The organism is Salipiger mangrovisoli (genome assembly GCF_015223355.1).
Lineage (GTDB): Bacteria > Pseudomonadota > Alphaproteobacteria > Rhodobacterales > Rhodobacteraceae > Salipiger > Salipiger mangrovisoli.
Map to the genome: position 1 here is coordinate 1 of NZ_JADFFK010000010.1, position 25,722 is coordinate 25,722.

Genomic DNA, 25,722 nt, shown 5'->3' on the forward strand with positions numbered 1-25,722 from the left:
CAGGCTTTGCTCACGTCACGCCACCTGATGACATTCCTGCTTTGCAGACGCGGTGACATTTCAACTTGGTTGCAACACACACGGATGTCCTACGGATACCTCTTCCGTGGGGATTTTCTGTTTAAATACTGACTAGTTGCTTGCCGTTGTTCGCACCACTCATCATGCGCAGGAACGCCTCTGGCATGCGCTCGAACCCTTGAAGAACGTCCTCGCGGTAGCGGATGTGGCCCTCGGCCTGCCAATCCTTAAGGTGCCGGAACGCCTCGGTGCGCTTGTGCCACCAGTCAAAAACAACCAACCCCTCGACCCGCGCGCGCGTCACGATCAGCCGCGCGCTGGCGCGCAGCCCGATGTCCTCGCTCGCAGGCTTGTCGACAACCGCGATGCGCCCGCAGATCACCACGCGCGCCCGTGTCGCGAGCTGTGCGAGAACGGTGTCGTGGATGTGCCCGCCAGTGTTGTCCCAGAACACGTCAATTCCACGCGGACAGGCCTCGGCCAGCTTTTCGGCCATCTGCGGGTCACGGTGAGAGAGCGCAACATCGAATCCCAACTCTCTGCAATAGTTCAGTTTCTCGTCACTTCCCGCGATGGCCACGACCCGCGCCCCCATGAGTTTGGCGATCTGGCCCACGAGCTGACCGACGGCCCCGGATGCGGCCGAGACCACCACGGTGTCGCCCGGCAGCGGCCTCCCGATCTCGGTCAGCCCGACATAGGCCGTGAGGCCCGGCATCCCGAGCCACGAGAGCGCCGCCTGCGGCGGAATGCCGTCGGGCACGCGGTTGGTGGCCTGCGCCCCCGGAAGATCCGGGTTCAGCACCGCGTGGGTCTGCCAGCCCATCTCCATGCTCTCCGCCAGGTCGCCGCTTTTCCAGGCCGGATGCGCCGAGGCGATCACCTCGCCGACGCCGCCGCCTTGCATCACGCCTCCCGGCGCAACCCCGGCGGTGTAATTGGCACCGGGGCTGATCCGCCCACGCATGTAAGGATCGAGTGAAAGCCATTGCGTTTTCACCAGAATTTGGCCCGGCATCAGCTCCGGAACGGGCACGTCTTCGAGCCGCCAGACATCGGCGGTCGCCGCGCCCTGCGGGTAATGGTCGAGCACCCATCTGCGGTTCATCATCTCCAGCCTCCCTCTATGGTGCTGATTTCGCGCTTTTTCTCCGATGGCGTAGCAGTCGGCCGCCAACGCATCAATCCTCTTGCCCCGGCTCGGTCCCTCGGTCACAAGGACAGCATGAGCAGCGCCCCCGATATCCTCTGCATCGGCTCCGTCCTGTGGGACGTGATCGGCCGATCCGCCAGCCACATGCGCCAGGGCTCCGACGTGCCCGGCCGCATCACCCGCTTGCCCGGCGGCGTTGCGATGAACATCGCGATGACCCTGACTCGCTTCGGGCTGCGCCCAGGCCTGATCAGCGCGGTCGGCCAGGACCCCAATGGCCACGAACTTGTGGATGCCTGCGAGCGGCTTGGGTGCATCACGGAATTTCTATATCGTTCCGAGGACTTGCCGACCGACATGTATATGGCGGTCGAAGGTGCGAACGGGCTGATTGCGGCGATCGCCGACGCCCATTCGCTGGAGCAATCCGGCGCGCGCATCCTCGCGCCGCTGATCGACGGGCCGCTCGGCACCTCGGACGATCCCTGGACAGGTCCGGTCGCGCTCGATGGCAACCTGACGCTGGGCCTTCTGGAAGAGATCGTCCGCCTGCCCGCCTTTGCCGCCGCCGACCTGCGCATCGCCCCGGCGAGCCCCGGCAAGGCCGAACGGCTGACACCCTTCCTGCGGGCCGGTCGCGGCGTGCTCTACGTCAACCTCGAGGAAGCCGGGCTGCTCTGCATGCAGGGCTTCGACAATTCCAGCGATGCCGCCAGAGCCCTGGTGGCGCGCGGCGCGTCGCGGGCGCTGGTCACCGATGGCGGCAAGCCCGCGTCGGATGCCACCTCCGAGGGGGTGATCTCGGAATGCCCGCCCGAAGTTCTGGTCACCCGCGTGACCGGCGCGGGCGACACTTTCATGGCGGCCCATATCGCCGCCGAACTGCGCGGCGCGGAGCGTGCGACGGCGTTGCATGAAGCGCTGGCCGCCGCCGCAACCTACGTATCCGGAGACGTGACTTCATGACCCTCGTGCATCTTTCCGCCCCCGTCGCCGAGGCCCTGTCCAAGGGTGCGCCCGTGGTGGCGCTGGAATCGACAATCATCACCCACGGCATGCCCTGGCCGCAGAACCTCGAGATGGCGCGCAAGGTCGAGCAGACCATCCGCGACGGCGGCGCCACCCCGGCGACCATCGCCGTGCTCGAGGGCAAGCTCTGCGTCGGCCTCGACGAGACGCAGCTCGAAGCGCTGGCGCAGACCAAGCATGCGGCCAAGCTCTCGCGCGCCGACATGGCCGTCTGCATGGCCCGCGGCGGCACCGGCGCGACCACCGTCGCGGCGACGATGATCGCGGCGCGGCTGGCGGGCATCGAGGTCTTTGCCACCGGCGGCATCGGCGGCGTGCACCGCGGCGCCGAGCAGAGCTTCGACATCTCCGCCGACCTGCAGGAGCTGGCGCAGACGCCGGTGACCGTGATCGCGGCCGGGGCCAAGGCCATTCTCGACCTGTCGAAGACGATGGAGGTGCTTGAAACCCTTGGCGTTCCGGTGATCGCCTACGGTCAGGACCAGCTGCCGGCCTTCTGGTCGCGCGAGGCCGGCATCGCCGCGCCGCTGCGGCTCGACACGGCAAGGCAGATCGCCGAGGCGCACCGGATGCGCGGCGCGCTCGGCCTGCCCGGCGGCCAGCTGGTGGCCAACCCCATCCCCGAAAGCGCCGAGATCCCGCGCGAGACCATGCTGCCGATCATCCAGCGCGCCATGGAAGATGCCAATGCCCACGGCATCCACGGCAAGGCCGTGACGCCCTACCTGCTGCAGCGCATCTTCGAGCTGACCGAGGGCCGCTCGCTGGACAGCAACATCCAGCTGGTGCTGAACAACGCCCGTCTCGGGGCCGCCATCGCGGCAGAAATGAGCGCCCTGCCCGCTGCGTAAGCCACAGCACGGATCACAGTCTCGCGCGCCCATTGTGAAGCGGCGCGCGAGTGCCTAGTTTGTTTCGGAACACCTCTTTCTCCGGAACACGAATGAACACCCCCTTCGACGACAAGCCCCGCCGCCCCGGCATCTTCGCGAGCCTGCGGGCCAGCTTCCTGACCGGGCTGGTGGTGATCGCGCCGGTCGGCCTGACAATCTGGCTGATCTGGACCCTGTTTGGCTGGGTCGACGGCTTCGTGCTGCCGCTGGTGCCACAGCGCTTCAATCCCGAGGAATACATCGGGATCAACCTGCGCGGCGTGGGTGTGATCTTCTTCCTGGTCTTCACCATCGTCGTCGGCTGGGTGGCCAAGGGGCTGATTGGCCGCTCGCTCATCCGTTTTGCGGAAACGCTGGTGGATCGCACCCCGGTGGTGCGCTCGATCTATTCGGGCATCAAGCAGATTGCCGAAACGGTCTTTGCCCAGTCCGAGCGCAGCTTCGAGAAGGCCTGCCTGGTGCAATATCCGCGCAAGGGCATCTGGGCGATCGGCTTCATCTCGACCCCGGCCAAGGGCGAGATCCTCGCGCGGTCGGACGTGATGGGAGAGTTGATCTCGGTCTTCGTGCCGACCACGCCAAACCCGACCTCGGGCTTTCTGCTCTACTTCCCCGCCGAGGATGTGGTCGAGCTGGAGATGACCATCGAGGACGCCGCGAAGCTGGTGATCTCGGCGGGCCTCGTCTACCCGCCCGAGAAGCCCGGCGACAAGCCCAAGGTCGAGCCGGTGCGCCGCGCCGGCTGAGGTCAGTCAAGGCGGGCAAGCATCTCTGTCGCCTTGCGCAAATCGGCCTCGTAAAGCGCTTCTGCCGCCGGGCGTTCGGCCTGCGGCAACCGCAGCAGGTAGGACGGGTGCAGGGTGATCAGCACCGGCGTGCCGTCCTGCGCCACTTCGATGCTGCCGCGCCGATCCATGAGCCCCCGCCGATCGCCGGTCAGGCTTTCCACCGCCGTCGCGCCCATGGCGAGGATCAGCTTCGGCTTCACCCGGCTCCGCTCGATATCGAGCCACCAGCGGCAGTGCTGCACCTCGCCGCGGTTCGGCGCCTGGTGGATCCGCCGCTTGCCGCGCGGCGTGAACTTGAAGTGCTTCACCGCGTTCGTGACATAGGCCTCGCGCCGGTCGAGCCCCACCCGGCCGGCGATCACGTCGAACAGCTGCCCGGCCGGGCCGACGAAGGGCCGCCCCTCGAGGTCTTCGAGATCCCCCGGCTGTTCCCCGACGATCATCAGCGCGGCCTCCTGCGGCCCCTCGCCCGGCACCGGTTGCGTCGCGTCCTGCCAGAGCGGGCAGCGGCGGCAGCCATCGAGCGCGCGGCGCAAGTCGGAAAGGTCGCCCACCGCGCCGTCGTTCGGTCCGTCCGGCACCTCTCTCAGACGCGAGGTGATCCGCCCGGCGCGTTTCGGCGCCAGCGTCGGCGCCGCCTCTGCCATCTCGCGCGCCCGCGCCTGCGCGGTGGCGACCATCTCTGGGATCAGCCGCGTTTCGGGCATGTTGTGCCAGTATTTTTTCGGCATCTCCGCCTGCATCGCCTTGAGCTTGACCCGCGCCGGGTTGAAGATGTTGCGGAAATAGGTGCGCCAGAGATCCTCGGCGGCATCCTCGGGCAGATCGGGTCGCGCCGCGCCGGGCGCAAGCCGCAGCGCGCCGCCCTCGAAATGCGCCGAGAGGTCGGGGGTGTAGATCGCCCAGTCCATGTCGCCGAAACGCTTCACGAAGAACGGCGCGGTCAGTTCGAGGATGTAGTGGCTCGGCTCGAACCAGGCGGCAAAGCTGCGGCGGTTGGCACCAGCTTGCCCGATCTCGCGGAAGCGGACGAAGGCGGTCATCTTGTGGCGGTCGCGGCTGACCTCCTTGGCCATGCGGGTCAGCTTCTCGACCCGCGGATCGCCGCGATCCTCGAGCAGGCGCTTCTCGCGCCGCAGTGCCCAGAGCAGCGCGTAAAGCCGGGCGAAACGTTCGGGATCGCGGTGCCAGACCACCAGCCGCGCCAGATCGACGAAGCCGCGCGGGACCGAGACCGGCGCGCCGCTGACCGGCGGCAACGCCTCGGCGAAAAGATCGCCCTCGCCCTGCCCGCGCTGCCAGAGCAGCTCCTCGGGCGGCACGCCTGCGCCCAGAAGGTCCCGCGCCTCGTTGCGCCAGGCCTCAAAGGTGCCGGTCTCGGGCAGGCTCACGCGGCGCATCAGAACAGCGACAGCTGCTCGGGCGGCGGCGCGAAGCGGGCGCGCAGGTCGGCGGCATCGCCCAGGGCGCGCGGCCGCCAGTCGAGCAGCGTGATGAAGGGTTTCGCCTGTTTCAGGTTCGCCCCCATGCGCCGCAGGTCGTCATAGCGCAGCGTGCGGTGGCGGCGTGTCGTGAGGATCCGCGCCACGGTCTTGGTCCCCAGCCCCGGCACGCGCAGCAGCATCTCGCGCTCGGCCCGGTTCACGTCGAGTGGGAACAGGTGCCGGTTGGACAAAGCCCAGGCGAGCTTGGGATCGATCTCGAGGTCGAGATGGCCGCCCTTGGTGGCCGAAGCGATCTCGTCCACCTCGAAGCCGTAGAAGCGCAGCAGCCAGTCCGCCTGGTAGAGCCGGTGCTCGCGCATCAGCGGCGGCCTGATCAGCGGCAGCGCGGCCGAGGCGTCGGGGATCGGCGAGAAGGCCGAGTAGTAGACCCGCCGCAGCTTGTAGCCCGAATAGAGCCGGGTCGAGGTGCGCAGGATCGTCGTGTCATCCGCCCCGTCGGCCCCGACGATCATCTGCGTCGACTGCCCGGCGGGGGCAAAGCGTGGCGGGCGCTTGCCGGTGAAGCTGCGCTCCTTGCCCGCCTCGCGTTTCAGCCGCACATCAGCCATGGCGCGGCGGATCTGCGCCGGGTCCTTTTCCGGGGCGTAATCCTTCACCGCGCGGTCGGTGGGCAGCTCGACGTTGATCGACAGCCGGTCGGCGTAGAGCCCCGCCTCCTCGATCAGCTCGGGCGCCGCGTCTGGGATGGTCTTGAGGTGGATGTACCCGCGGAAATAATGCTCGGTGCGCAGCATCCGGGCGATGCGCACCATGTCGGACATGGTCTCGTCGGGGCTGCGGATGATGCCCGAGGACAGGAACAGCCCCTCGATGTAGTTGCGGCGGTAGAACTCGAGCGTCAGCGTCACCACCTCCTCGGGGGTGAAGCGGGCGCGGGTGACATTGCTGCTGACCCGGTTCACGCAATAGGCGCAGTCGTAGATGCAGAAGTTCGTCATCAGGATCTTCAGCAGGCTGATGCAGCGCCCATCCGGGGCGTAGGCGTGACAGATGCCCGAGCCGGTGGTCGAGCCGATGCCCTTGCCATCGCGCGAGTCGCGCTTCTGCCCCCCGCTCGAAGCGCAGGAGGCGTCGTATTTCGCCGCGTCGGAAAGAATCGCGAGCTTCTGATCGAGGGTCATTCTTGCCATGCGTTCATGATATGTTCACATGAACCCGCGATCAATGGTCCGCTTGGGCGGGGACGTCCAGCTCACGCCGAAGTGTCCCCGCCGGGCCGTTCAGGGCTGGGTCAGCACCGGGTCAGAGCGCCGTCCAGCCACCGTCGACGGAGATCGTCGTGCCGGTGATCTGCGCCGCCGCGTCCGAGCAGAGAAACACCGCCGTGCCGCCGATTTGCTCGGTGGTGGCGAATTCCTTCGACGGCTGACGCTCGAGGATGACCTTCTCGATCACCTCTTCCTCGCTCATGTTGTACTTGGCCGCGGTGTCGGGGATCTGCGCCTCGACCAGCGGCGTCTTCACATAGCCCGGACAGATGGCGTTGCAGGTGATCGCCTCCTTGGCCGTCTCCAGCGCCACGGTCTTCGTCATGCCGACGATGCCGTGTTTGGCCGCGACATAGGCCGACTTGAACGGCGAGGCGGTGAGCCCGTGCGCCGAGGCGATGTTGACCACCCGGCCCCAGCCCGCCTTGCGCATCATCGGCAGCGCGGCGGCGGTGGTGTGGAAGGCCGAGGTCAGGTTGATGGCAATGATCGCGTCCCATTTCTCGACCGGGAACTCGTCGATCGGCGCGACGTGCTGGATCCCGGCATTGTTCACCAGGATGTCGCAGGCCCCGGCCTTCTCGATCAGCGCGCGGCAGTCGTCGCCCTTGGACATGTCGGCCTGAATGTAGCGCACCTCGACACCGAACTCCCGGGCCATATCCGCGGCCAGCTGATGGTCCTCGTCGCGGTCGGTGAAGGAATTGAGCACCACCGACGCGCCCGCCCGCGCCAGTTCGCGCGCGACGCCGAGCCCGATGCCCGAGTTCGATCCGGTGACGACAGCCGTCTTGCCCTTGAGAGACATGCGAAAACTCCTCGAAATGTGCGGCACCGACATGGCACGCCGCCGTTTGGGGTCAGAAGGCCCAGACCTCCCGCGTCCCGCCCCCGCCATTGCTCTGACATCCCGCCCGAAGCTGCAAGCCCGTGTTCGCAACGTCATCACGGATTCGTAGGGGCGAACTTCGCTGGTCCCCCTAGGCAAGAGCCGCACTGCCCTGTATGGCTCGGCGCACCGTCGCACACCGACGCCTACGTCTACTCCGTCAGCAGCGCGCCACCACAGCGAGGCGCGAGATCGTCTTGTCCGGCTGGCCATTTCTGCAATGTCTTGGCTGCACCGGACGACAGGTCCCTCCCGGAAGGTCGTGCAAAACCAAAAAAAAACGCCGGCACGAGGCCGGCGTTCAGTCATTGAGGCAGGTTTCATACAGGCAAGAAACCTATCGAGCAGTGATGTCTTTATACGCGCTTTGCTGCCGGAGTCCAACCTAAAAGTTTGAAAAGACGTAAAAGCCCCGGTAGGCTCGAAAACCAAGAAAACAAGGGCAGAGCAGGACGGTTTCTCCAATGGCCGCAATTCATTTCAAATTATCTCCGATGACGTCCGCGCTGACCGCGCTGGCGCTGTTCACCGGATTCGCGGCGACGGCGGAACCGATGCATGGCATCGCCATGTATGGCGCCCCTGCCCTGCCCGCGGACTTCGATCACCTGCCCTATGTCAACCCGGAGGCGCCCAAGGGCGGCCGCATCGTAACCGGCGAAGTCGGCAGCTTTGACAGCCTCAATCCGCATATTCTCAAGGGCACCGTGCCCTGGCAGCTGCGTTTCCTGGCCTATGAATCGCTGATGGGCCGCAGCTGGGACGAGCCCTTCACGCTCTATTGCCTGATCTGCGAGACGGTCGAGACCTCACCCGAGCGCGACTGGGTCGAATTCACCCTGCGCCCCGAGGCGAAGTTCTCCGACGGCACGCCGGTGACGGTCGAGGACGTGATCTGGAGCTTCAACACGCTCGGCACCGAAGGTCACCCACGCTACCAGGGCACCTACAGCCGCATCGAGAGCATCCAGCAGACCGGCGAGCACAGCCTGCGCTTCAGCTTCAACGTGCAGGACCGTGAACTGGCGCTGATCGTCGGCATGCGTCCGATCCTCAAGAAGGCGCAATGGGAGGGCAAGGATTTCGCCGCCTCCGGGCTCGACGTGGTGCCGATCACCACCGCGCCCTATGTCGTCGACGCCTTCGAGGCCGGCCGCTACGTCTCGCTCAAGCGCAATCCCGACTACTGGGGCAAGGACGTGCCCTTCATGAAGGGCCAGGCCAACCTCGACGAGGTGCGCATGGAATTCTTCGGCGACGGCACTGCCATGTTCGAGGCCTTCAAGGCCGGGCTGCTGAACTCCAACCGCGAGCTCAATTCGGAGAAGTGGGAGAGCCAGTACAACTTCCCCGCGGTGCAGAACGGCGACGTGGTGAAATCGGTGATCCCGCACGGCCGCCCCTCGGGGATGACCGGCTTCGTGATGAACACCCGCCGCCCCGGCTTCGACGACTGGCGCGTGCGCGAGGCGATGATCCAGCTGTTCAACTTCGAGTACATCAACGAAACGCTGACCGGCGGCCGCCAGCCGCGCATCACCTCGTATTTCTCGAACTCCGAGCTGGCCATGCAGCCCGGCCCGGCCACCGGCCGGGTGAAAGAGCTGCTGACCCCCTTCGCCGACAGCCTGCTGCCCGGCACGCTCGAGGGCTACGAGATGCCCGAGGGCGACGGCTCGGCGCGCAACCGCGCCGGCCTGCGCAAGGCGATGGAGCTGATGCAGGAGGCGGGCTACACGGTGCAGGACGGGGTGATGATGACCCCCGAGGGCCAGCCCTTCCAGTTCGACATCGTGCTGCCGCAGGGCGAGACCGAGGCCGGCTCGATGATCGACATCTACGTGCAGGCGCTGGAACGTCTCGGCATCAAGGTGCGCGTCGACACGGTGGATTCCGCGCAGTTCAACGCCCGCAGCGCCAGCTTCGATTTCGACATGACCTGGTTCCGCCGCGGCATCTCGCTCTCGCCGGGCAACGAGCAGCGTCTCTACTGGGGCAGCGCCGCCGCCGACCAGGAAGGCTCGCGCAACCTCATGGGGGTGAAAAGCCCGGCGGTCGACGCGCTGATCGAGGATCTGCTGACCGCCACCAGCCGCGAGGAGTTTCTCGCGGCCACCCACGCGCTTGACCGGGTGCTCACCGCTGGCCGATATGTCATCCCCACGTACGAGTGGAATCAGAGCTGGATCGCCCACGCCAAGGAGCTGACATTCGCCGAGCCCACGCCGGTCTACGGCGATTGGATCGACTGGCAGCCCAACGCCTGGTGGTGGGACGACAAGAACTGAGCCATCCGAAGATCAACAAGACCAACGAACGACGAGCAGACAGTATGAAACGCTTCCTTCTCCTGGCCCTCCTGGCCGCGCCCCTCGCCGCCTGCGGCACCGTCGACGGCTTCGGCCAGGATGTCTCGCGGGCCTCGCGCACGGTGGACAGCTGGTTCTGAGCGTCCACGGGGTCTGAGCGTCCCCCAGGGCGGCGCCGGCCCCTTCTTCTAGGCGGAAATATCCTGGGGGTCCGGGGGCAACGCCCCCGGTCTGCGCCCTCAGTCTGCGCTCCCGTTCCGCGCCCTGTGCTGCATCCGGCTCAGCGCGTGTCGCGCAGCCCCGGATGCAACCGCGTCAGCACCGCCAGAAGAAAAGCCGTGCTGACCCCGAAGGTCAGCAGCCCGGTGATCGCCGCGAAGGCCCCGAAGATGCGCAGCCCCGCGTCCAGCGTGACGTCGCCGTAGCCCAATGTGGTGTAGCTGACCACGGCGAAATAGAACGCCTCGGGCAGGGTTTCGAACGCGCCCAGGTGCCGGAAGCTGGCGGCCCAGAGCCAGATCTGCAGCGTATGCGCCAGCACCATGGCGCCGAAGGCCGCGCAGATCAGCGCGAAGAGCCGCAGCGGACCACTGTGGGCCTCGATCCGCGCAATGGCACCGAGCAGCCGGGGCGCGGTGCGCGCGACGATCCATATCTGGACCCCCGCGCAGAGGCACAGCAACCCCGTTCCCAGCGCGATCTGCGCCCACATCCCCATCCCGGCCGCCCTAGCGCGCCTTGAACAGGCTGCCGAGGATACCGCGCACCAGCCGCTTGCCGGTGGTGCCCGAGAGCTCCTTCAGCACCGCCTGCCCCAGCGCCTCGCCGAGGCTGTCCGGGGCGCTGTAGCGGGTGCTGCGCGGCTTGCTCGGGCTGCTCTTGCGCGGCTCTGCGCGGGGCGTCGGATCGTAACGCCTGGCCCTGTTGTAGTCCCGGATCTCCTCGTCCAGCGCCGCCTGCACGTCTCCTTGCGTCTCGGCCTCTTCCGCCGCAGCAGCAGCAGCCTCGGCGCGCGCCTGAAGCATCTCATGCGCCGAGTTGCGATCGACCGGCGTGTCATATTTCCCCTTCAGCGGCGAGGCATCCATCGCTTCGGTGCGCTCGGCATCAGTGATCGGCCCGAGTTGCGAAGCCGGCGGGCGCACCAGCGTGCGCTGCACGATCCCCGGAACGCCCTTCTTCTGCAGGAAGGAGGTCACCGCCTCGCCGGTGCCGACCTCGCGGATCGCGGTCTCGGTGTCGAAGGCGGGGTTCTCGCGGTAGGTCTCGGCGGCCTGTTTCAGCGCCTTGCGGTCGCGGGCGGTAAAGGCCCGCAGCGCATGCTGCACCCGGTTGCCGAGCTGGCCGAGGATGTCCTCGGGGATGTCATCCGGGTTCTGCGTCACGAAGTAGACGCCGACGCCCTTGGAGCGAATCAAGCGCGCCACCTGCTCGACCTTGTCGACCAGCGCCTTGGGGGCGTCGTCGAACAGCAAGTGCGCCTCGTCGAAGAAGAACACCAGCTTGGGCTTGTCGGGATCGCCGACCTCGGGCAGTTCCTCGAACAGCTCCGACAGCAGCCAAAGCAGGAAGGTCGCATAGAGCCGCGGCGCGCCCATCAGCGCGTCGGCGGCAAGGATGTTCACATGGCCGCGCCCGTCCGGCGCGCAGCGCATCAGGTCGGCAAGCTCCAACGCCGGCTCGCCGAAGAACCGCGCGCCGCCCTGGTTTTCCAGCACCAGCAGCCGGCGCTGGATCGCCCCGACCGAGGCGGTCGAGATATTGCCGTAGCGCAGGCTGAGATCCTTGGCGTTCTGCCCGACCCAGACCAGCAGCGACTGAAGGTCCTTCAGGTCAAGCAGCGGCAGGCCCTGTTCATCCGACAGGCGGAAGGCGATGTTGAGGATGCCTTCCTGCGCTTCGGTGAGTTCCAGCAGCCGCGCGAGCAGAAGCGGACCCATCTCGGCCACGGTGGTGCGCACCGGGTGGCCCTTGGCGCCGAAGAGGTCCCAGAACACCGCCGGGTATCCGCTGTAGGCAAAGGTGTCGAAGCCGATCTTTGCGTTGCGCTCCATGAAAGGCGCGTGGAGATCCGCGCTTTCGGAACCGGGCCGCGAGAGTCCCGATAGATCGCCCTTCACGTCCGACAGGAAGACCGGCACGCCCGCGGCGGAAAATCCCTCTGCGAGAATTTGCAACGTGACCGTCTTGCCGGTGCCCGTAGCCCCGGCGATGAGCCCGTGACGGTTGCCGTACTTCAGGCCAAGAAACTGTTTTTCCGAATAGGCTTCGCCGCCGCCGCCTACAAAAACGTCATCGCTCATCGCCTGTCTCCGCTGCCCTGTCGTTCCGAGCATACAATCTTAACTCTTTGCTGCCAGTATGAAAATTGCTCGGGGCACCATGTCCTCTCCTGCCTCGGGCAAACTTCCTCCCTGTCTGACTTGCCGCGTCCGTATCACGGGCGCGGCCTTTTGCACAAAAGTGAAGCCTCGCCGTTGCAAACCCTGTTGACCGGTGGGAAAGAGTTTCGTAGCGTCTCGGCAATGACAAAGTCGGCCGGTCCGACAGGGAGCAAGGGAAAGGGGACCGCAGGGTCCCTTTTCTCTTTTGGATGAATGGCTTTCGCGCTTTATTGCCGTTCTCGTGAAGCTTCAGAATTCCCGACTGACACCGCTTTGTGCGCATGATAAGCGGGCATTGAAACAAAATGACCGTTCAGGGGGACCCATGTTCAGACCTCTTCAAATCCTGCGCCTTCTGCCGCTCGCCGCGACGCTGGCCGGACTGCCGGCCTACGCGCAGGATGCCGCGCCGTCGAGCGACGCGCCCGCCGAAGACCAGACCGAAGGGACTGTTGCCGCGGGCGGACTGTCGCTTGGCGAGGATGCCAACGGCGCAGCACCGGCGGCACCCGGCCAGCAGCAGCCCGAGACCTATGTGAAGGCCACCCATGGCTCCTGGGAACTGCAGTGCCTGCGCGCGCCCGAGGGCAGCGATGCCGAAGATCCGTGCCAGATGTACCAGCTTCTGCAGGATGGCGATGGCAACAACGTCGCCGAGGTCAGCCTGTTCCGCGTCGCCAACGGCGGCCAGGTCGCAGCGGGTGGCACCTTCGTCGTGCCGCTGGAGACGCTGCTCACCCAGAAGCTGACCATCGCCGTGGATGGCGGTCAGGCGAAGCGCTACGACTTCTCCTTCTGCACCCCGGTCGGCTGTTACGCCCGCGTCGGCTTCACCGAGGAAGACGTGAGCCGTTTCAAGGCTGGCAAGGGTGCGACGATCACCATCGTGCCGGCGCTGGCACCCGATCAGAAGGTCACGCTGGACATGTCGCTCTCGGGCTTCACCGCCGGCTACGAAGAGGCCAGCGCGCTGCGCCAGTAACCTCTCGTCGAACGCGAGCAAAAGAACCCCGGCGACGCTCGCCGGGGTTTTTTCATGGCATTTCGGGGTCTCAGGCGTCGTGCAGGCCGGCCAGCACCGCTTCGGCGGCACGCATCCCCGGCGCAGGTCCGCCCTTGCCGAGCCGCTCCATGGTGAGCTGCATTGCCTGCGTCTGCTCCTGCGGTGCCTCGAGCACCCGCAGCACCGCATCGCCGATCGGACCCGGACGGCAGGCATCGCCGATGTACTCGGGGATTGTCCGGCTTTCTGCCACCAGGTTCACCAGGTTCACCGAGTCGACCAGCATCAGCCGCCCGATGATCTGCCGCGACAGCCAGCCCATGTCGTAGCCGATGACCATCGGCGTATTGGCCGCTGCAAGCTCCAGCGCAACCGTTCCAGAGGCGGCAAGCGCCACGTCGGCAGCGGCAAAGGCGGCGCGTTTCTCGGCCTTGCCCGCCTCGCCCTGTCCGCGCGGATCGAGCAGGATCGGATCGACAGACCAGCCCTGCACCGTCTCTCGCACCAGCTCGGCAACCGGCGCGGCCATCGGCAGCACGTAGCGCAGCTCGGGGCGGGCCTCCTGCACGCGCGCCAGCGCTGCGCCGAAGACCGGACCAAGCCGCGAGACCTCGGACCGGCGAGAGCCCGGCAGGATCAGGCAGAGCGGCGCATCGCCGATGCCATGGCGCAGGCGAAACTCGGCCTCTTCGGACTGGCTCGCCTGCGGGTCGGTGACAACGGGGTGTCCGACGAAATCGCAACGCATCCCGGCCGCCTCCATGTAGGGCGGCTCGAAAGGCAGCAGCGCCAGCACTTGGTCGATGTGTTTCGCCATCTTCGCCGCCCGGCCCGGACGCCAGGCCCAGACCGTCGGGGCGACGTAATGCACGGTGCGGATGCTTGAAGCGGCCTTCACCAGCTTGGCGACCCTCAGCGAGAATTCCGGCAGATCGACGGTGATCAGCACGTCGGGCTTGGCGGCCACCACCGCCTCGGCGGTCTGGCGGATGCGCGCCTTGAGCGCGCCGTAGTTGCGCAGGATCTCGGTGATCCCCATGATCGAGATCTCGTCCATGGGAAAGAGGCTCTGCAAGCCCTCCTCGAGCATGCGCTCGCCGCCGATGCCCTCGAAGCTGACGTCGGGGACCAGCGTCTTCAGCCCCTGCATGAGCGCGCCGCCCAGCTTGTCGCCCGAAGGCTCGCCCGCGATGATGAAGACCTTCATGCGTCCCGCTCCCGTACCCACAGGAAAAGCCCTGCGGCATCCAGCATTTCTATGACCGCCGCGCGGTCGAGCACCATGACGCCCTGCGCCTCGATAACAATCCCGGCAAGCCCGGCGCGGATTGCGCCGACGGCGGTGTTCGGCCCGATGACAGGCAGGTCGGCGCGGCGCTCCTGTCCCGGCTTCGGTGCCTTGTAGAAAATTCCGCCCGGCACCGGAGGCAGCTCGCCCAGCATGGCGTCCGTGCCGCGATGGTCCTCGCGCGCCACCACCTCTCCACCGGAAATGACACAGCATTGGCCCAGGTCCTCGAGCCCCTGCCGGTGACTCACCGCATCCGCGAGCCTGGCCATCTGAGCCGCCCCTTCGCCGGGACGGGCCTGCGTCAGCACACCGGCCTCCGGCAGAAGGCTCGGCGCGGCGTCATGCGCCCCCACCACCGCGAATCCTGCGTCTTCGAGCAGACCGATGACGATGCGCAGCGCGCCATCGTCGCCGCGCTTCAGCGCACGAAGGATTTTCGGCACCAGCAGCAGGGTCGGCAGATCGAGCCGCGAGAGCCTGACCTCGGGCCGCCCCACCGCACCGCACATGCACACGCGCGTCACCCCCTGCGCCTTGAGCCAGCGCAGGAAAGAGCCGAGCTTCTCGATCCGGAACAGGTGGTCCGCGGCGACCCGGTCGGGAGGCGAGCTTTCCATGGCGCAGATCAGCGCCGGTTCGGGCAGCGCCTCGAGCACCGCCCGAGGCAGATCGCCCTGCCCTGCGATCAGCGCCAGCATGGGGTCAGCCCGGCGTCAGGAAGTGGCGGTCGCTGTCACCGAGGATGAAGGCGACGATCTCGCGCACGTACTCGCTTTCGGTCTCATCGCCGAGGCGCTTGGCGCGTTCGGCGAAGGCACCTTCGCCCTGCGCCAGCATCTGGAAGGCGGCGCGCAGCGCGGTGATGTCCGCCCGGCTCACGCCGCGGCGCTTGAGGCCGACCAGGTTGAGCCCGTCGAGCTTGCCGCGCGGTGCCTGGACGAGGCCGTAGGGGATCACGTCGTTCGTCACCATGGTGACCGCGCCGATGATCGCGCCCCGGCCGATGCGCACCCATTGGTGCACGCCCGACAGACCGCCGACGATCACGTCGTCCTCGATCACGCAATGCCCGGCCAGCGCCGAGTTGTTCACCAGGATCACCCGGTCGCCGACCTGCGCGTCATGCGCCACGTGGCAGCCGGCCATGAACAGGCCATCATCGCCGACACGGGTGACGCCGCCGCCACCGTCGGTGCCGGCGTTCATCGTCACGTGCTCGCGGATGCGGTTGCGCTTGCCGATGACGAGCGCGGTCTTTTCGCCGCGGAACTTCAGGTCCTGCGGAATTTCACCGATCACCGCGAAGGGGAAAATCACCGTGTCCTCACCGATCTCGGTGCGGCCGGTGACCACCACGTGGCTCTTCAACTCAACGTTTGCCGCCAGCACGACCTCGGGGCCGACGTGGCAGAACGGGCCGATCTTGCAGCCCTCGCCGATCTGCGCGCCCTCTTCGACATAGGCGCTGGGATGGATCACTGCCTCGGTCACGCCGGCAGGTCCATCATCGCGGTGAATTCGGCCTCGCAGGCCAGCTCGCCATCGACCTCGGCGATGCCCTCGAACTTCCAGACCTTGCCGCCCGGCTTGCCGCGCAGGGTGCGGACCTTCATCTTGAGCACGTCGCCCGGCACCACCTTGCGGCGGAACTTGCACTTGTCGATGCCCATGAAATAGACCTTCAGGTCCTTGTCGGCGAGGTCGAGCGCCACGCCGACCATCACTGCGGTGGTCTGCGCCATGGCCTCGACGATGGTCACGCCCGGCATGATCGGCAGACCGGGGAAGTGGCCCTGGAAATGCGGCTCGTTCATCGTGACGTTCTTGATGCCCACGGCCGAGCTGGTGCCATCGATCTCCACGACCTTGTCGACGAGCAGGAACGGGTAGCGATGCGGCAGGATGCGCTGGATCAGCTGGATGTCAGCGCTGAGAAGCGTCTCGGTCATCGTCGGCCTTTCAAAAGGAAAAAGTCGCCCTTCCCCTAGCAATCCCGGCGGCGCGGGGCAAGCGGCGCGGTCTTTGCGACGTCACGGGATGCAACAGGTTGAAACAGCGCCGCCGGTCAGGGCTTGGACGGCGCGGAGTCCGCGGGGCCGGTGACGGCGCCGGACAGATCCGGCAGCGGCTCCGGATCGGGCAGCATCTCGTTCATCCGCGCGATGGCCATATCGGTGATGTCGATCGAGTTCGTGGACAGGAACACCGTCCGCTGATCGAGGATGATATCGGCCCCGGCGTCGCGCATCAGTTCGGCGAGGATCGGTTCGGCCTTCGAGATGAACTGCCGACGGCGCTCCTCGGACAGGTTGCCAAGCGTGCGCGCCTTGCTGTCCTGCGCGTCGCGCAGTTCCTGGACCTTGATGTCGAAAGCATCCGCCAGCTTGCGAAACGCCACCGGATCCATGGTCCGGCGCTTCTCGGTCAGGGATTTCTCCTCGGCCGTCAGCTCGGCTTCGATGCGCCGGTTCTCCGCGGCGATCTCGGTGCCGGTGGCGTCGAGCAGTTCCGAGACCTGCTTGCCAAAATCGCTGTCGGCGTAGAGCCTGTCGATCTCGACCGTCAGGATGGGGCTCTGCACGATGCCGGGGCGGATCGCCTCCTGCGCCAGCGCGGGGCCTGTCCCCGCGCACAGCAGAAGGATGGCGGCGCGCAGCAGGCTGCGCGCCCTCCGCTCAGAAGGTGCTCGAGACCGAGAGGCTGAAGTTCTGCTCGTTGTCATGCTCTTCCTTCGACACCGGGGTCGAGAAGTTCAGCCGCAGCGGCCCCAGGACGGAATCCCAGAAGACCGAGAAGCCGACCGACGAACGCGCGGTGAAATCGCTGTAGAGGACCTCGTTGTCACCGGCCTTCGCGATGGTGTCGTCGGACAGGCCCCAGACCGAGCCGATGTCGTAGAAGACACCGCCGGTGATGCCGTATTCCTCGGGCAGGCCAAGCGGGAACTCCGCGTCGAAGCGCAGGGCGGCGTAGTAGTTGCCGCCGAGCGGGGAATCGATGTCCTCGTCGTCGTTGTACTCGCGCGGGCCGATCCCGGCGTATTCGAAGCCGCGCATGATGTTCTCGTTCATCATGTAGCGGTCGGTCACCCGGCTGTCACCGTCGAGGTAGTTGATCGCCCCCGCCTGGAAGGTCGCGCGCAGGGTGATTTCCTCGTTCCAGACCAGCGTTTGCGCGATGGCGCGCAGATCGGTCTGGATGAAGTTGTTGTCGCTGCCAAGACCGCCGAAGTCCTGACCGAACTCGAGCAGGTAACCCTTGTTCGGGTCGAGACCCTCGCGCCGGGTGTCATAGCTGAAGGTATAGCCCAGCATATGGTCGTTGCGCGCGTCTTCCTCGGCTTCCGAGATCACCACGTTGCCGACGACATCCTCGTCGTAATCGGTGATGTCGGTGTAGCGGTAGGTGTAACGCAGGCCAAGACGACCATTGTCCGAGATCGGGAAGGTCAGGCTGGGCCGGAAGATGCCGGTGGCCGTGTCGTAATCGGCGCTGTCATACGACGTCTCGCGATAGCTCAGCGCCAGCCCGAACGCCACGTCGCGGCCCAGGAAGGCCGGTTCGACGAAATTGAACGTGTAGCTCTGGTTGGTCGACGCGGTGTTGATCCCGAACGACAGGCGCTGACCGCGACCGAGGAAGTTCTGCTCGGCGAAGCTGATCGAGGCCCCAAGGCCATCGGTGGTCGAATAGGAACCGCCGAAGCCGATCGAGCCGGTGGGCTTCTCGGTCACGTTCACATCGACGATCACCTGCTGCGGGGTCGAGCCTTCGCGGGCATTGACCTCGGCGTCCGAGAAATAGCCAAGCGCGCGGATGCGCTCCGCGGTCTCGCGGATCTCGCGCGGGTTGAACGGGTCGCCCTCGGCGACGTTGAATTCGCGACGAATGACCTGGTCGAGCGTCGTCGTGTTGCCCTCGATGTCGATGCGCTCGACGAAGATGCGCGGCCCGCGGGTCAGGTTGAAGGTCACGTCCAGAGTCTGCGCGCGGTCGTTGCGCGAGACCTGCGGATCGATGCGCACGAAGTTGAGGCCCTGCTTGGTCGCAAGGCGCTCAAGGCGGATGATTTCCTTGTCCACTTCGGCGGGCGAATAGGCCGCACCCGGCTTCAGGCTCAACGCGCTCCGGAAGGCGGCGAGGTCAACCTCGGGAAGCTCGCTCGCCACGCCGATACGGCCAAAGTCGAATTGCTGGCCCTCTTCGACGTTGAACGACAGGAAATAGCTGTCGCGCTCCTGCGAAAGCTCGGCATTCACGCCGGTAACGCGGAAATCCACATACCCGCGCGAGGCGTAGAAATCCTGAAGCAGCTGCCGGTCGAAGGCGATCCGATCCTCGATGTAGGTGTCGCTGCGGATCACGGCGCGCAGAAGTCCGGCCTGCTTCGTCTCGATGACGCGGCGCAGGCGGCTGTCAGAGAAGGCCTGGTTGCCGACGAAACCGATGCGCTCGACCTCGGTCACACCGCCTTCGAAGACTTCGAAGACAAGATCGACGCGGTTGTTCGAGCGGCGGATGAGCTTCGGCGTCACCTGCGCGGCGATACGGCCCTGTTGCAGGTAGGCGTCGGCGATCGCCTGAGCATCCTGCTCGGCCTGCCGCGGGCTGTACACGCGGCGCGACTTGGTCTTGACGATCGAGCCGAGGTCTTCGTCCTTCAGCCGGCGGTTGCCTTCAAAGGCGATCTGGTTGACGGTCGGGAACTCGGTGACCTCGATCACCAGAGTGTTGCCCTGCGGCGTGATCTCGACGCTCTCGAACAGACCGGACTCCACGATGCGCTGGTAGGCCGAGTTCAATTCCCCGGCGCTCACCGTTTCGCCGCGTGCGATCCCCGCATAACTCAGGATGGTGCCGGATTCGATCCGCTCGTTGCCCTCGATACGGACGTCGTTGAATGCGTAGGATTGCGCCTGCACCGCCTCTGGCAACGCCGTGAAGGCCACCGCTGCCGCAAGGGAAAGCGCGAGGGCCGAAACGCCTGCGCGATGCGCGTAAGATTTGCCGCGGGGCCTGCCCGACTTCTGCCCGATGCTCATGCTCGCTGTCCACTCCGCCGTGTTTTTTTATTGTGAGTAGCGGGTGTAGGTCATCTTGTCAAAAGACGAAACTGCGACGGGTCAAAGAGTTCCCAGGAAGGCGCCAAAATACAACGCGGCGAAAATCACCACGGCGAAGAACAGCCGGTCCCAGTTGATCGTCAGAAGCAGCCCAAGGCCGCGATAGCCGTCGTGAAAAGTCTGCATCCCTGCCCCCGCAAAAGCATGTGGTCCTGAACGCGGCTACACGGCCATCATGGCGGATTTAGGGCGAAAAAGGCCGGGCAGAAGATTTTCCCGCCCGGCCTTGTCCGATCTGTCGCCGTGGCGGCGATCAGGGGCAGAAGAGGTCGTTGGTCAGCGCAAACACCATCATCCCGAGGATCAGCACCAGCCCCGCGGACATCAGCGCGCGCAGCGCCCGTTCCGAGGGCGGCTTGCCGGTGACCGCCTCGTAGGCGAAGAACACGAGGTGCCCGCCATCGAGTACCGGCACCGGGAAGAGGTTCAACAGGCCCACGGCGGTCGACAGCACCGCGATGAAGGTCAGGAAGCTTTGCCCGCCCTGAGACGCCATCGCCCCCGAGGTCTCGGCGATGCCGATCGGACCGGACAGGTTGCACGACGAAATATTGCCCGCGATCATGTGCCACAGGCCCGAGAGCGATCCGGCGGCAATGCTGTAGGTGCGGCTCACCGCGCCTTTCATCGCATCAACGGGGCCAACGGTGGAGGTCGCCGGCTCGAAGAAGATGCCGCCGACGATGCCGATCCTGTACACCGCGTGGTAGCCGCCATCGGGCAGCGGCTCGTCGGTGCGTTTCGGGGTCATCGCCAGATCGAGGATCTCGCCGTCGCGCCACACCTCGAGGCCAAGCGTCGCCCCGTCCGAGCTTTCGACGCGCTGCTTGAGCTGGTCGAAGGCGAAGATCGGAACGCCGTCGATCGACATGATCACGTCGCCGGGCTCCATGCCGGCCTCGTTCGCGGCAGAGCGCGGCACGACCTGCGACACCAGCGGCGGATAGACATAGGGACCGGTCACGTCCTGGCGCGCGCCGCCGCGTTCCACGGTGTAGGTCAGCGAGTTCTGCAGCGGCAGCCCCTTCAGGAACGCCTCGAAGCCCTCGGCGTCGTCAAACGCGGGCGTCGCCGTTCCCTCGATCTCGAGCAGCACGTCGCCTTCCTGCAACTCCTGCACGCTGGGCATGGGGCGCAGATTGCCGACGGTCAGCGGCTCCGAGACCTGCCCCTGCACCATGAAGATGCCGGTGAACAGCAGGATGGTGAGCGCGAAGTTGAACACCGGACCGGCGGCGACCGTGGCGGCACGGGCCCAGAGCGGCGCGCCGGTCATGGTCTTGCGGCGCTCCTCGGCGCTCATCGGGGCCAGCGCCTCGGCGTCCGAGGTGCCGCTGGCGGCATTGTCGTCGCCCTTGAACTTCACGTAGCCGCCAAACGGCAGCGCCGCGATCTGCCAGCGCGTGCCGCGCTTGTCGACGCGGCTGAACAGCACCGGCCCGAAGCCCAGCGAGAAGACATCGGCATGGATCCCGGACCACCGACCGACGATGTAATGGCCGTATTCGTGGATCGCGACGATCACGGACAGCGCGACGACAAACGCAAGCAGCGTCCAGATGACGCTCCCGAACTGCGGGATCAGCTGGGTGACTTCCAAAGGCCCTGCCCTTTCAAATCGTTTCTTCTTGTCCCGCGGCGGGCCGTATCACCGGCGCACGGCGGCCGTCATCAATGGTGTTGCAGCGTCAGCTCGCGCGCGGTCTCCCGTGCGAGATGGTCAGCCGCACGCACGTTATCAAGGGTGATCTCGCTGCTTGTGACGGCACTGTCCGCCGCGAGCCGCTCCAGCGTCTGCTCGACGATCACCGCCATGTCCTGGAAGCCGATGCGCCTGGCGATGAAATCATCCAGCGCCTGCTCCTTGGCGGCGTTGAACACCGCGCCCGAAAGCCCGCCCGCCGCCATCACCTCGCGCGCGAGCCGCAGCGCAGGCCAGCGGGTCTCGCGGGCCGGGCGGAACGTGAGCTGCGAGAGCTTGACCAGGTCAAGCCGCTCGACCGGCAGCAGCCCGCGCTGTGGATGGTGCAGCGCGAAACCGATCGCATGGCGCATGTCGGGCGGTCCGAGATGCGCCATCAGCGCGCCATCGCAGAAGCCGACCAACGCGTGCATCATGCTCTCGGGGTGCACGACAACCTCGATCTTCTCGGGGTCTAGTCCAAAAAACTCTTTGGTTTCTATGACTTCCAAAGCCTTGTTGAACATGGAGGCGGAGTCGATGGTGATCCGCTGCCCCATCGCCCAATTGGGGTGGGTCGCGGCCTGCTCGGGGGTCGCCTCGGCCAGTTTTTCGATGGGCCAGTCACGGAACGCCCCGCCTGAGGCGGTGATGATCACCCGTTCGACGCGGCTCATGTCCTCGCCGATCAGCGCCTGGAAGACCGCCGAATGCTCGCTGTCCACCGGCAGCACCCGCCCGCCGTGGGCCTGCGCGGTGCGCAGCACCAGCGGACCGGCGCAGACCATGCTTTCCTTGTTCGCCAAAGCCAGCGTCGCGCCCTTTTCAAGCGCCCGCAGCCCCGGTGCGAGACCTGCCGCGCCGACGATGGCCGACATGACCCAATCGGCCGGGCGGCCTGCTGCCTCGATGATCGCCTCGGGACCGGCCGCGGCCTCGACCGCGGAGCCGGCAAGCCGTGCACGCAGCTCCGGCAACAGCGCCGGCTCCGCGGTCACTGCAAGGTCTGCACCGAACTTTCGAGCGTCCTTCGCAAGTTGCGCGACGTTCTTGCCGCCCGTCAGGGCAACGACATGGTAGCTTTCGGGATCGCGCGAAATCAGGTCGAGCGTGCTCTGACCGATCGAGCCGGTCGCGCCGAAGATGGAAATGCGTCTCATTGGACCGGTCTCACTCCACGCCGGGCGGGAAGTCGACGATCTGCCCGGCGATAAGCAGGAAGAGCGCGGCCCCCAGCATGCCGTCGAAGCGGTCGAGCAGGCCGCCGTGGCCGGGCAGCAGGTTCGAGCTGTCCTTGACCCCGGCGCGGCGCTTGACCGAGCTTTCAGCGATGTCACCGATCTGGCTGGCCATGGAAATCGCGATCGAGACCCCCACCAGCCCGAAGCCCGCCTCGCGCGAGTAGATGGCAAAGAGAGCGCCGACGATGCCCGCGCCGATCCAGCCGGCGGTGGCGCCGGACCATGTCTTCTTGGGGCTGACGCGCGGCCAGAGCTTCGGCCCGCCGATGGCGCGACCGGCGAAATAGCCGGCGACGTCGGTCACCACGACCACGGTCACCATCCAGAGCATCCAGGTCAGCCCGAAATCCGAGCGCAGCGACATGATGCCGTAGCCGGCGAGCATGATCATCGCGGTGAAGACCGAATAGGTGACCCCGCCGCGCTCCATCTGGCCGAACCCGGCCATCGACGGCAGCAGCAGCAGCGGCAGCGCGAAGGCCGGCGGCAGGTAGACCGAGGCCAGCGCGCAGACCCCGGCGACGACGGCAAGCAGCCTCGCCGACTTGCGCCGGTTGGTGTCCACCATGTTGACCAGTTCCCAGACCATGCCGCCGCAGGCCAGCGAGATGGCGATCCGCCACCAGATGCCGCCCAGCCAGACGCAGATCAGTGCGACGACGATCAGAACCGCCGCCGACGCCATGCGCGGGCCAAGGTCGCTCCAGCGTGCCGAGGTCATGCCTTCACACCGCCGTAGCGCCGTTCGCGCAGCCCGTAGCTGCCGATCAGGGACGAGAATTCCGCGGCCGAGAAATCCGGCCAGAGCGTGTCGACGAACTCGTATTCCGCATAGGCGGACTGCCACAGCAGGAAGTTCGAGATGCGCGCCTCGCCCGAGGTGCGGATCACCAGATCCGGATCGGGCAGCACGCAGGTATCAAGATATTTCGGCAAGGTCTCTTCGTTGACATCTTCGGGACTGAGCTTGCCCGCCGCGACATCCTGCGCCAGCCGTTGCGTCGCGCGGGCGACCTCGTCGCGGCCGCCGTAGTTGATGGCGATGGTCAGGTTCACCCCGGTGCAGCCCGAGGTCATCACCTCAAGCTCGTCCATCAGGGTGATCAGCTTGCGGTCGAGCTTCACCCGGTCACCAATGAAGCGCACCCGCACGTTCTCGGCGAAAAGCGCGCGTGCTTCCTTCTGGATGTAGCGGCGGAACAGGCTCATCAGCCCCGCCACCTCGGTCTGGGTGCGCTTCCAGTTCTCGGTCGAGAAGGCGAAGATCGTCAGGTATTTCACCCCGGCATCGGGGCAGGCCTCGACGATCTCGCGAACCCGCTTGGCGCCCGCGTGATGGCCGAAAAGCCGAGGGCGGCCCCTCTGGGTCGCCCAACGGCCATTGCCGTCCATGATGATGGCCACGTGGCGCGGGCCTCTGCCGTCTCGGATCGGTTTGGGCATCGGCCCTCCTCGCTTGGGCGTTTCCGCCTCAGACCTGCATGATCTCTTCCTGCTTGGTCTCCAGCGCGGCGTCGACCTTCTTAATGTAGCTGTCGGTCATGTCCTGCACCTCGGATTCCCAGAGCTTCTGGTCGTCCTCGGACATGCCGTCGGCCTTGGCCTTCTTGATCTGGTCCATGCCGTCGCGACGCACGTTGCGGATTGCGACACGGGCGTGCTCGGCATATTGGCCCGCGACCTTGGTGAGATCGCGGCGGCGCTCCTCGTTCAGCTCGGGGATCGGCAGCATGATGATCGTGCCGTTGAGCTGCGGGTTGATGCCAAGACCGCTCTCGCGGATCGCCTTTTCCACCTTGCCGACCAGGCCCTTGTCCCAGACGTTGATGGTGACCATGCGCGGCTCGGGCACGTTGACCGTGCCGACCTGGTTGATCGGGGTCATCGAGCCATAGGCGTCGACCTGCACGGGCTCCAGCATCGAGGCAGAGGCGCGGCCGGTGCGCAGCGAGGCGAATTCCGTGCGCAGGTTGGACATGGCACCATCCATGCGGCGTTGCAGGTCGGCGGTGTCGAGTTCGAATTCTTCAGACATGTTGGTTCTGCCCGTTCAAGTCATTCCGGTTAAAAGGCGTTCTAAGCCAGAGGCGGGCGGATGTATAGCGCTTTGCAGCCCGCCCGGACCGGCGAGCCGCCTCATGCCGCCGCGGCAGCCTGCTGCTGGATCCGCTCCACCATGGCGCGCAAGCCATTGGAGCGCTGCGCGGAAAGATGCTCGTTGAGCCCGAGCCGCGCCAGCTCGGCGCGGGCATCGATGCGGGCGACCTCGGCCGGCGTCAGCCCGTCGTAGAGCCGGTGCAGCACGGCGATCAGCCCGCGCACGATCATCGCGTCGCTCTCGCCCTCGAAATGCAGCCTGCCGCCGTCCCAGGTCAGGTGCAGCCAGACCTGGCTGGCACAGCCCTCGACCTTCGTGGCGGGCACCTTCAACGCCTCGGGCAGCGGCGCCATCGCCTTGCCGAGCTCGATCACCGTGCGGTAGCGGTCTTCCCAATCCTCGAGGAATTCGAAATCCTCGACCAGTTCCTCGAAACCTTCCTGTGCCATCTGTGCTCCTGCTTGCCGCGCCGCGCCGCACGGCGGCTGGCGCCGGGCGCGGGTGTGATCGGTCCCGAGAAGTAGGAGGCCGCGCCGCAAAGGTCCAGCCCTGGCAATGCATGCTTTTCAATACGGGTGCGATAGGCTAACCCGTGACCACCACAGGCAGAGGCATATCGCATCATGTTCAAACCCGTATCGGCCCTCATGATCTCGGCGCTCGTGCTCGGCGGCTGCGTCGGCCAGGACGAGACTGCGCCGGTCAGCAGCGAAACCGGCGCGAACAATCCGCTGATCCCGGAACGCTCGGCGGTAAGCTTCTTTGCCAAGAAGGAAGAGGTCTATCTTGGCCAGCCGGTCGGGATGATCACCGAGTTGCTGCTCGAGCGTCGTCCGGGCGGGTTCATCGTGCGAGTGAGCGGGGTTGCCGATTTCGCCGGACCTTTCGATGTTCAGCTGGTGCCGGTCGCCGGGTCCGAAGACACCGGCACGCTTGCCTTCCGGCTGCTGGCGCTTCAGGTGCCGGGACCGGTCCCCGCCGGAGCGGCCGCACGCACCGTCACCGCGGCGAAATGGATGACGGACAAGGAACTGGCCCCCTACCGTGCGCTGCGGGTCGAGGGCCTGCGCAATTCGCAAAGCGTCAGCCGTTGATCCGGGCGCAAA

General features: G+C 66.3%; 26 protein-coding genes. 7 read left to right on the plus strand and 19 right to left on the minus strand.

The window, feature by feature from the left end; genetic code table 11:
- Window positions 1-121 precede the first annotated feature (121 nt).
- Window positions 122-1,132 carry an NADP-dependent oxidoreductase gene (locus tag IQ782_RS14150; RefSeq protein ID WP_194135307.1) on the minus strand — a complete coding sequence of 337 codons (1,011 nt, stop codon included), beginning with the start codon at window positions 1,130-1,132 and terminating at the stop codon, window positions 122-124.
- 114 nt (window positions 1,133-1,246) lie between these two features.
- On the opposite strand from IQ782_RS14150, the gene IQ782_RS14155 reads away from it, so the two are divergent.
- From IQ782_RS14155 to IQ782_RS14165, 3 genes are all read left to right on the plus strand, one after another.
- The gene (locus IQ782_RS14155) at window positions 1,247-2,140 is read left to right on the plus strand and encodes a PfkB family carbohydrate kinase (protein ID WP_194135309.1); all 894 of its coding nucleotides are present in this window, start codon (window positions 1,247-1,249) and stop codon (window positions 2,138-2,140) included.
- The gene (locus IQ782_RS14160; RefSeq protein WP_194135310.1) at window positions 2,137-3,054 is read left to right on the plus strand and encodes a pseudouridine-5'-phosphate glycosidase; all 918 of its coding nucleotides are present in this window, start codon (window positions 2,137-2,139) and stop codon (window positions 3,052-3,054) included. Before IQ782_RS14155 ends, IQ782_RS14160 begins: the two co-directional genes overlap by 4 nt.
- A gap of 92 nt (window positions 3,055-3,146) precedes the next feature.
- Window positions 3,147-3,842, plus strand: coding sequence for a DUF502 domain-containing protein (locus IQ782_RS14165; RefSeq protein WP_194135311.1), 696 nt, complete (start codon window positions 3,147-3,149; stop codon window positions 3,840-3,842).
- A gap of 2 nt (window positions 3,843-3,844) precedes the next feature.
- Here the strand turns inward: IQ782_RS14165 and IQ782_RS14170 are convergent, their stop codons facing one another.
- The 3 genes from IQ782_RS14170 to IQ782_RS14180 form a co-directional block, all read right to left on the minus strand.
- Window positions 3,845-5,284: a UdgX family uracil-DNA binding protein gene (locus IQ782_RS14170; RefSeq protein ID WP_194135312.1), complete on the minus strand. Its 1,440-nt coding sequence runs from the start codon at window positions 5,282-5,284 to the stop codon at window positions 3,845-3,847.
- Window positions 5,284-6,519: a putative DNA modification/repair radical SAM protein gene (locus tag IQ782_RS14175; protein WP_194135313.1), complete on the minus strand. Its 1,236-nt coding sequence runs from the start codon at window positions 6,517-6,519 to the stop codon at window positions 5,284-5,286. The genes IQ782_RS14170 and IQ782_RS14175 overlap by 1 nt, the downstream gene beginning before the upstream one ends.
- Window positions 6,520-6,631: 112 nt before the next feature.
- Entirely contained in the window at window positions 6,632-7,405 is a 774-nt protein-coding gene (locus IQ782_RS14180; protein ID WP_194135314.1) for a 3-hydroxybutyrate dehydrogenase, read from the minus strand.
- A 575-nt stretch (window positions 7,406-7,980) separates the two neighbouring features.
- Here IQ782_RS14180 and IQ782_RS14185 point away from each other — a divergent pair.
- Both IQ782_RS14185 and IQ782_RS14190 read left to right on the plus strand, forming a co-directional pair.
- Window positions 7,981-9,774 (plus strand): extracellular solute-binding protein, encoded by a 1,794-nt coding sequence (locus tag IQ782_RS14185; protein WP_240989302.1) that lies wholly within the window; start codon window positions 7,981-7,983, stop codon window positions 9,772-9,774.
- A 44-nt stretch (window positions 9,775-9,818) separates the two neighbouring features.
- A complete protein-coding gene (locus IQ782_RS14190) occupies window positions 9,819-9,935 on the plus strand; it encodes an entericidin EcnA/B family protein (RefSeq protein ID WP_194135316.1) in 117 nt (38 codons plus the stop codon).
- A 140-nt stretch (window positions 9,936-10,075) separates the two neighbouring features.
- Here the strand turns inward: IQ782_RS14190 and IQ782_RS14195 are convergent, their stop codons facing one another.
- Both IQ782_RS14195 and IQ782_RS14200 read right to left on the minus strand, forming a co-directional pair.
- Window positions 10,076-10,513, minus strand: a complete 438-nt coding sequence (locus IQ782_RS14195) for a potassium channel family protein (protein WP_194135317.1) — start codon at window positions 10,511-10,513, stop codon at window positions 10,076-10,078.
- 10 nt (window positions 10,514-10,523) lie between these two features.
- The gene (locus IQ782_RS14200) at window positions 10,524-12,098 is read right to left on the minus strand and encodes a helicase HerA-like domain-containing protein (RefSeq protein WP_194135318.1); all 1,575 of its coding nucleotides are present in this window, start codon (window positions 12,096-12,098) and stop codon (window positions 10,524-10,526) included.
- Between the two features lie 406 nt (window positions 12,099-12,504).
- Between IQ782_RS14200 and IQ782_RS14205 the strand changes: the two genes are divergently transcribed.
- Window positions 12,505-13,161, plus strand: coding sequence for an invasion associated locus B family protein (locus IQ782_RS14205; protein ID WP_194135319.1), 657 nt, complete (start codon window positions 12,505-12,507; stop codon window positions 13,159-13,161).
- A 70-nt stretch (window positions 13,162-13,231) separates the two neighbouring features.
- Here IQ782_RS14205 and lpxB read toward each other — a convergent pair whose 3' ends face one another.
- The 13 genes from lpxB to IQ782_RS14265 all read right to left on the minus strand — a co-directional run bounded on the left by lpxB (window position 13,232) and on the right by IQ782_RS14265 (window position 25,065).
- Entirely contained in the window at window positions 13,232-14,389 is a 1,158-nt protein-coding gene (lpxB, locus tag IQ782_RS14210; RefSeq protein WP_194135320.1) for a lipid-A-disaccharide synthase, read from the minus strand.
- On the minus strand, window positions 14,386-15,171 hold the full coding sequence (locus IQ782_RS14215; protein WP_194135321.1) for an LpxI family protein: 786 nt from the start codon (window positions 15,169-15,171) through the stop codon (window positions 14,386-14,388). Before IQ782_RS14215 ends, lpxB begins: the two co-directional genes overlap by 4 nt.
- Window positions 15,172-15,175: 4 nt before the next feature.
- On the minus strand, window positions 15,176-15,964 hold the full coding sequence (gene lpxA / locus IQ782_RS14220) for an acyl-ACP--UDP-N-acetylglucosamine O-acyltransferase (RefSeq protein ID WP_194135322.1): 789 nt from the start codon (window positions 15,962-15,964) through the stop codon (window positions 15,176-15,178).
- Window positions 15,961-16,422 (minus strand): 3-hydroxyacyl-ACP dehydratase FabZ, encoded by a 462-nt coding sequence (gene fabZ, locus IQ782_RS14225; protein WP_194135323.1) that lies wholly within the window; start codon window positions 16,420-16,422, stop codon window positions 15,961-15,963. The genes lpxA and fabZ overlap by 4 nt, the downstream gene beginning before the upstream one ends.
- A 116-nt stretch (window positions 16,423-16,538) precedes the next feature.
- The gene (locus tag IQ782_RS14230; protein WP_194135324.1) at window positions 16,539-17,195 is read right to left on the minus strand and encodes an OmpH/Skp family outer membrane protein; all 657 of its coding nucleotides are present in this window, start codon (window positions 17,193-17,195) and stop codon (window positions 16,539-16,541) included.
- Window positions 17,149-19,515 carry an outer membrane protein assembly factor BamA gene (gene bamA, locus IQ782_RS14235; protein WP_194135325.1) on the minus strand — a complete coding sequence of 789 codons (2,367 nt, stop codon included), beginning with the start codon at window positions 19,513-19,515 and terminating at the stop codon, window positions 17,149-17,151. The genes IQ782_RS14230 and bamA overlap by 47 nt, the downstream gene beginning before the upstream one ends.
- An 81-nt stretch (window positions 19,516-19,596) precedes the next feature.
- Entirely contained in the window at window positions 19,597-19,722 is a 126-nt protein-coding gene (locus IQ782_RS30185) for a hypothetical protein (RefSeq protein ID WP_277347855.1), read from the minus strand.
- A gap of 127 nt (window positions 19,723-19,849) precedes the next feature.
- Window positions 19,850-21,196, minus strand: coding sequence for an RIP metalloprotease RseP (gene rseP / locus IQ782_RS14240; RefSeq protein WP_194135326.1), 1,347 nt, complete (start codon window positions 21,194-21,196; stop codon window positions 19,850-19,852).
- A 71-nt stretch (window positions 21,197-21,267) separates the two neighbouring features.
- Entirely contained in the window at window positions 21,268-22,437 is a 1,170-nt protein-coding gene (gene dxr, locus IQ782_RS14245) for a 1-deoxy-D-xylulose-5-phosphate reductoisomerase (protein ID WP_194135327.1), read from the minus strand.
- A 10-nt stretch (window positions 22,438-22,447) separates the two neighbouring features.
- Entirely contained in the window at window positions 22,448-23,239 is a 792-nt protein-coding gene (locus IQ782_RS14250) for a phosphatidate cytidylyltransferase (RefSeq protein WP_194135328.1), read from the minus strand.
- Window positions 23,236-23,961 (minus strand): isoprenyl transferase, encoded by a 726-nt coding sequence (locus IQ782_RS14255; protein ID WP_194135329.1) that lies wholly within the window; start codon window positions 23,959-23,961, stop codon window positions 23,236-23,238. The genes IQ782_RS14250 and IQ782_RS14255 overlap by 4 nt, the downstream gene beginning before the upstream one ends.
- 28 nt (window positions 23,962-23,989) lie before the next feature.
- Window positions 23,990-24,553 carry a ribosome recycling factor gene (gene frr / locus IQ782_RS14260; RefSeq protein ID WP_194135330.1) on the minus strand — a complete coding sequence of 188 codons (564 nt, stop codon included), beginning with the start codon at window positions 24,551-24,553 and terminating at the stop codon, window positions 23,990-23,992.
- Between the two features lie 101 nt (window positions 24,554-24,654).
- The gene (locus tag IQ782_RS14265; RefSeq protein ID WP_194135331.1) at window positions 24,655-25,065 is read right to left on the minus strand and encodes a SufE family protein; all 411 of its coding nucleotides are present in this window, start codon (window positions 25,063-25,065) and stop codon (window positions 24,655-24,657) included.
- Between the two features lie 174 nt (window positions 25,066-25,239).
- On the opposite strand from IQ782_RS14265, the gene IQ782_RS14270 reads away from it, so the two are divergent.
- The gene (locus IQ782_RS14270; RefSeq protein ID WP_194135332.1) at window positions 25,240-25,710 is read left to right on the plus strand and encodes a hypothetical protein; all 471 of its coding nucleotides are present in this window, start codon (window positions 25,240-25,242) and stop codon (window positions 25,708-25,710) included.
- Window positions 25,711-25,722: the final 12 nt, after the last annotated feature.

Coding starts and splice junctions, on each gene's coding strand:
- IQ782_RS14170 (WP_194135312.1), bottom strand. CDS start 5,284: ATGCGCCGCGTGAGCCTGCCCGAGACCGGCACCTTTGAGGCCTGGCGC.
- IQ782_RS14200 (WP_194135318.1), bottom strand. CDS start 12,098: ATGAGCGATGACGTTTTTGTAGGCGGCGGCGGCGAAGCCTATTCGGAA.
- IQ782_RS14205 (WP_194135319.1), top strand. CDS start 12,505: ATGTTCAGACCTCTTCAAATCCTGCGCCTTCTGCCGCTCGCCGCGACG.
- IQ782_RS14190 (WP_194135316.1), top strand. CDS start 9,819: ATGAAACGCTTCCTTCTCCTGGCCCTCCTGGCCGCGCCCCTCGCCGCC.
- bamA (WP_194135325.1), bottom strand. CDS start 19,515: ATGAGCATCGGGCAGAAGTCGGGCAGGCCCCGCGGCAAATCTTACGCG.
- lpxB (WP_194135320.1), bottom strand. CDS start 14,389: ATGAAGGTCTTCATCATCGCGGGCGAGCCTTCGGGCGACAAGCTGGGC.
- IQ782_RS14180 (WP_194135314.1), bottom strand. CDS start 7,405: ATGTCTCTCAAGGGCAAGACGGCTGTCGTCACCGGATCGAACTCGGGC.
- IQ782_RS14165 (WP_194135311.1), top strand. CDS start 3,147: ATGAACACCCCCTTCGACGACAAGCCCCGCCGCCCCGGCATCTTCGCG.
- IQ782_RS14270 (WP_194135332.1), top strand. CDS start 25,240: ATGTTCAAACCCGTATCGGCCCTCATGATCTCGGCGCTCGTGCTCGGC.
- IQ782_RS14175 (WP_194135313.1), bottom strand. CDS start 6,519: ATGGCAAGAATGACCCTCGATCAGAAGCTCGCGATTCTTTCCGACGCG.
- IQ782_RS14255 (WP_194135329.1), bottom strand. CDS start 23,961: ATGCCCAAACCGATCCGAGACGGCAGAGGCCCGCGCCACGTGGCCATC.
- IQ782_RS30185 (WP_277347855.1), bottom strand. CDS start 19,722: ATGCAGACTTTTCACGACGGCTATCGCGGCCTTGGGCTGCTTCTGACG.
- fabZ (WP_194135323.1), bottom strand. CDS start 16,422: ATGACCGAGACGCTTCTCAGCGCTGACATCCAGCTGATCCAGCGCATC.
- IQ782_RS14195 (WP_194135317.1), bottom strand. CDS start 10,513: ATGGGGATGTGGGCGCAGATCGCGCTGGGAACGGGGTTGCTGTGCCTC.
- IQ782_RS14185 (WP_240989302.1), top strand. CDS start 7,981: ATGACGTCCGCGCTGACCGCGCTGGCGCTGTTCACCGGATTCGCGGCG.
- IQ782_RS14150 (WP_194135307.1), bottom strand. CDS start 1,132: ATGATGAACCGCAGATGGGTGCTCGACCATTACCCGCAGGGCGCGGCG.
- dxr (WP_194135327.1), bottom strand. CDS start 22,437: ATGAGACGCATTTCCATCTTCGGCGCGACCGGCTCGATCGGTCAGAGC.
- IQ782_RS14265 (WP_194135331.1), bottom strand. CDS start 25,065: ATGGCACAGGAAGGTTTCGAGGAACTGGTCGAGGATTTCGAATTCCTC.
- IQ782_RS14230 (WP_194135324.1), bottom strand. CDS start 17,195: ATGACAACGAGCAGAACTTCAGCCTCTCGGTCTCGAGCACCTTCTGAG.
- IQ782_RS14155 (WP_194135309.1), top strand. CDS start 1,247: ATGAGCAGCGCCCCCGATATCCTCTGCATCGGCTCCGTCCTGTGGGAC.
- IQ782_RS14160 (WP_194135310.1), top strand. CDS start 2,137: ATGACCCTCGTGCATCTTTCCGCCCCCGTCGCCGAGGCCCTGTCCAAG.
- IQ782_RS14215 (WP_194135321.1), bottom strand. CDS start 15,171: ATGCTGGCGCTGATCGCAGGGCAGGGCGATCTGCCTCGGGCGGTGCTC.
- frr (WP_194135330.1), bottom strand. CDS start 24,553: ATGTCTGAAGAATTCGAACTCGACACCGCCGACCTGCAACGCCGCATG.
- IQ782_RS14250 (WP_194135328.1), bottom strand. CDS start 23,239: ATGACCTCGGCACGCTGGAGCGACCTTGGCCCGCGCATGGCGTCGGCG.